At 37.3% G+C, this 4,682-nt stretch carries 5 protein-coding genes; all 5 read left to right on the top strand.

All coding sequences use genetic code 11. From position 1 onward, the window contains the following. Positions 1-20: 20 nt before the first annotated feature. Complete coding sequence (locus ACPYKA_RS19100) at positions 21-587, top strand: histidine phosphatase family protein (protein WP_479543788.1); 567 nt, start codon at positions 21-23, stop codon at positions 585-587. Between the two features lie 17 nt (positions 588-604). Then, positions 605-1,576, top strand: a complete 972-nt coding sequence (locus tag ACPYKA_RS19095; protein WP_479543786.1) for a D-alanyl-D-alanine carboxypeptidase family protein — start codon at positions 605-607, stop codon at positions 1,574-1,576. A gap of 296 nt (positions 1,577-1,872) precedes the next feature. Then, positions 1,873-3,294: a DHA2 family efflux MFS transporter permease subunit gene (locus ACPYKA_RS19090; protein ID WP_479543787.1), complete on the top strand. Its 1,422-nt coding sequence runs from the start codon at positions 1,873-1,875 to the stop codon at positions 3,292-3,294. Positions 3,295-3,369: 75 nt separating this feature from the next. Beyond that, positions 3,370-3,681, top strand: a complete 312-nt coding sequence (locus ACPYKA_RS19085) for a hypothetical protein (protein WP_479543785.1) — start codon at positions 3,370-3,372, stop codon at positions 3,679-3,681. Positions 3,682-3,863: 182 nt separating this feature from the next. After that, the coding region (locus ACPYKA_RS19080; protein WP_479543784.1) for an aminoglycoside phosphotransferase family protein at positions 3,864-4,682 on the top strand (819 nt) is incomplete at its 3' end.

The raw sequence follows: 4,682 nt of genomic DNA, 5'->3' as shown, positions 1-4,682 counted from the left end.
TAATAGAAAGGATTTTGCATATGACTACGATTTGTATTATAAGGCATGGCGAGACTGATTGGAATCGAGAGGGACGTATACAAGGATCAGCCGATATTCCAATGAATGCAACGGGAAAGGAACAAGCCGAAAAATGTGCCACGTACCTGGCGCAATCCAATTGGGATGTTATCATTTCTAGTCCACTCACCCGTGCTAAGGAGACTGCATTAATTATAAATAAAAAATTACAGCTACCGATTATTGAAATGGCTGCTTTTAAAGAAAGAGACTTTGGCGATGCAGAAGGGATGACGAGCGAAGAAAGGGAAGCGACGTTTCCAGATCGGGAATTCCCCAATCAGGAGTCACGGGAATCTTTAACGGACCGTGTGATGGAGGGTATTCAGAAGCTTCATGAAATGTATCCTAGTGGAAAGGTGCTGCTTGTTGCACATGGTGGAGTGATTAACGCGATTCTTGCAACTATCTCAAATGGCGATATCGGTTCGGGAAAGACGAGATTAAGTCATGCTTGTATAAGTAATATATATTATGACCAAGATAAGTGGATGATCAAAAATTACAATCAAACTACTCATTTATAACGAATTTGGAGGAAATGATGAAGCGAATCAAACTAGTAATCATTCTATTATTTTTGACAGCGTGTACTATTAATGCTACTGAAGAGGACAAAATATATTTTCCGGAAAGGGTACTTCAGCTCGAGGGAAAAAGCATGCCCGAGAGGTATGTTGTTGATCCGATTTCTGATTTGGATATTCAGGCAGAAGCGGCGATCTTGATCAATGCAGTAACGGGTGAAGTGATTTTTGAGAAAAATAGTTCTACTTCTCTAGCTGTTGCAAGCATGTCAAAAATAATGACAGAGTTATTAATTTTAGAAGCGATTGAAGAAGATACGCTTCGCTGGGAGGACACTACTAAAATCAGTGAATATGCATATATCATTTCCAATCATCCCGGATTTTCTTCGGTTCTTTTAGAGCGCGATCAAACCTATGCAATAGAGGAGTTATTCCGTGCAATGGCGATTCGGTCTGCAAATGGAGCCACGATTGCATTGGCTGAAGCAATGAGTGGAAGTGAAAAAGAGTTTGTGGCACTCATGAACAAGAGGGCGCGTGAACTGGGACTAGAGGATACTCATTTTGTTAATAGTACTGGGTTAACGAATGATGATTTGCAAGGATTCCATTCAACCGGTTCACTTGATGACAAAAATATGATGTCGGCAAAAGATTTGGCTGCACTTACCAAGTATATTATTGAACGTTTTCCTGAACTATTAGAGGTGACCAAGCTTAGAGAATTCGATTTCCAAGGAAAGACATATTCCAACTCGAACTGGATGCTAACAGGCACAGAAGTAGATTTTATTGACGTAGATGTAACGTATGACGGAGTGGACGGGTTAAAAACGGGGTTTACAGAAGAGGCAGGATATGGATTCACCGGGACTGTTCAAATGGGTGACGTACGAGTAATTTCGGTAATAATCGGAACTGAAGAAATAGAGGATCGTTTTTTGGAAACGATTATTTTATATGAAGCTGTAGAAGAGCAAATGTAGAACCAAATGTTTTCACATTTAACGTTATTACAGCTAATTCCGATATAACTGGAGTTTTTGGAATGGCAAAAATCAAATCGGATATCGATGCAAGTTAAAAAAATTACTGTGTAAGACCAATCCTATTTTGTATCTGAAACCATTAAGTAAATAAAAAGAGAAATAATCATTCGCTACAACGAGTGATTGTTTCTTTTTTATTATACTCGATTCCTTTCTGTATAAATTAGAGTATGTTAGACTTAATTGTATGATTGTATTAAATGATACATGGTAGTTTACGGAAAGTGGGTTATATTTTGCTTGAAAATCAATCACATGAAAACTATATAAGAAAAAATCTTCCTTTAATTTTAGTATTACTCTCAGGGGCGTTTATTACGATTTTAAATCAGACGCTTTTAGGAACTGCACTTCCACCGATCATGGAGGACTTAAACTTAAATGAAAGTACCGTGCAATGGCTTCAATCGATTTTTATGCTTGTAAATGGGATCATGATTCCAGTTACGGCTTTTTTAATTGAACGATTTACGACGAGAAAATTGTTTTTAACAGCGATGAGTTTATTTGCTTTTGGTACACTTGTTGCGGCGGTTGCTCCCGGCTTTTCATTACTTTTGATTGGACGAATTTTCCAAGCGGCTGGAGCGGGAATTATGATGCCCTTAATGCAGACAATTATGTTTTTAATTTTTCCTATTGAAAGAAGAGGAACTGCGATGGGAATGTTTGGACTTGTTATCGCTTTTGCTCCGGCGATTGGCCCTAGTTTATCTGGGTGGCTTGTCGATCAATTTCCGTGGCGAAGCGTTTTTTATGTTATACTGCCAATTGCGATTATTAATATTGTTGCAGCCTATTTTTTACTGAAAAATGTAACAGAACAAACGAATCCAAAAGTTGATATCCTGTCTATCATTCTATCAACCCTTGGGTTTGGCGGTTTATTGTATGGGTTTAGTATTGCTGGGAATGTCGGCTGGGTCAGTGCACAATTTGTTATCGCCATTATCGTAGGTGCAATTTCGCTCGTCATTTTTATTTTAAGACAACTGAAATTGGAGCAGCCTATTTTGGAATTTAGAGTATTTTCATATAAAATGTTTTCCTTAACGACAGGGCTTGGGATGATTGTGTTTATCTCGATGATTGGAACGGCGGTTATCTTGCCTTTATATATGCAAAACATGCTCGGATTTACTGCATTTGATTCGGGATTGGTATTACTTCCAGGAGCGATTATAATGGGGTTAATGAACCCAATTACAGGACGTCTTTTTGATCGATTTGGAGCGAGAGGGCTTGCAATTACTGGCTTTTTCTTATTAGTTATCACTACGTTTATGTTTACTAATTTAACCACGGAAACGTCATTCACCTTCTTAGCGGTCATGAACGCTTTTAGGATGCTGGCGATTGCGATGGTGATGATGCCAGTTACGACAGCAGGATTAAATGAACTTCCTCCTCATTTAATTCCACATGGATCAGCGATGAATAATACGTTCCGCCAAGTGTCGGGGGCAGTTGGAACAGCGATGCTTGTAACGATTATGGCAACAAGTGCAATCCCGGAAGTAGGAGTTGAGGGATTAATCCGTGGCGTCAATATTTCTTTCATTGTTGCAGGAGTGATTTCGGTTCTCGGATTGATTTTATCTTTCTATATTAAAAGACCAAAACAATCGTCAGTACCATTAAAAAAACAGGCATGACAGTTTATAAGTAGTTCAGTCCAGGAAAACTTGAGGAATAGATCCAGGTTGTGAATGAAATGGAGGGTTATTTTTATGAAACGAAAAGTCTTATCCATCATTCTTCTTAGTATGACCTTATTTGCAGCATTTTTGGGCATATACGGTCAAGACATCGCTTATTATTTCGAAGATCATTTATTTTATGAATCTCCTTTTAAAACATTAATTATTGTAACTGTGACGAGTGTTAGTTTATTTTTAGTTACACTCATAATAGAAATTATCTTATTAGCAGTGCAAAAATTAAAGCCGAAAGTATTTATTACTTTATTGATGGCAAACGTCGTAATTGGTTTCTTCGTCTCGTGTTGGTCTTTGTTTGTTTTAGCTATGTGGTGGGGGTAATATCGGAAAACAGTCTACGAGAACAGAATAAATATGTGCTACAATAGGGCTAGATGGTTGAAGAAAGATAAAATACTGACAGACAAGGAGAGATGAGTTTAGTGAAATTTGTTGATAATCAGGTCAATAACTGATTGTGAAAGTAATAGAATTTTTAAATAATATGTAGTCGGAGGGGTTGGATGTTAAATCGAGTCATTCAACAATTCGAATTGAATGTGTTATCAATTAATGAGGTTGAAGATTCCCATAGTTCAACAGTTTATAAATGCAATCTGCTAAACAGGAAAAATATCTATTTGAAAATACCTTATACAAAATTAAAATATCAGCGTGAGTTGGAAGCCTATGAAATCTTAAAAGATAGAGTTTCCATTCCCAAAATGTTGGATTATTGGTCTGGTGATGAGGAGTGTCCCGGTGCGTTTTTATTATCTGAATTAAAAGGGCAGCCACTAACTACTGAGGCTTTACCAACAGTAGCATTTCAGGTTGGGATCCTCCATGCCTCTATGCATCAAATTCAGCCTCCTACTACATTGGAGTTAACTGGCATACAAAATGAATTTCCGAACTGGTCTAATTTTGTCGAACGTCAATTTTATAGTTTTGCCGGGGATGTAAAGGAAGTTTTGGATGAAAGTTTATACAAACAGGCCATTGAAAAATTTGAAAATATGAAACTACAGCTACCTCCTTCAGATGGCCCTAGCTTTATACATATGGATTTTCGTCCAGCAAATATAATTGTTGATGAAGATAAGGTCTCAGGAATGATAGATTTTGAGAGTGTACGGTTTGGTTCAACAGAAATCGATTTCACTAAACTGTATCGTGATTTTTTGAGTTTCGATTTTACCTTGTATCATTCCTATCAAGAAGGCTATAACTCCATAAGGCCATTAATTGATTTAGAAGCTGTGTTGCCATTTTATCAATTTACGGATGCTTTTAATAGTATTGGCTGGTGTAAACGTCGTGGAATTGAAAAGAATGCTTCA

Origin of the sequence: Pseudogracilibacillus amylolyticus (SeqCode) (assembly GCF_051918545.1) — a bacterium.
Taxonomy (GTDB): domain Bacteria; phylum Bacillota; class Bacilli; order Bacillales; family Amphibacillaceae; genus Pseudogracilibacillus.
Note: the sequence above shows the minus strand (reverse complement) of the source record. Positions and strands in the feature narration are given on the sequence as shown.

Excerpts from the sequence above, each read along its gene's own strand:
- ACPYKA_RS19100 (WP_479543788.1), top strand. The coding sequence starts at position 21 with ATGACTACGATTTGTATTATAAGGCATGGCGAGACTGATTGGAATCGA.
- ACPYKA_RS19095 (WP_479543786.1), top strand. The coding sequence starts at position 605 with ATGAAGCGAATCAAACTAGTAATCATTCTATTATTTTTGACAGCGTGT.
- ACPYKA_RS19085 (WP_479543785.1), top strand. The coding sequence starts at position 3,370 with ATGAAACGAAAAGTCTTATCCATCATTCTTCTTAGTATGACCTTATTT.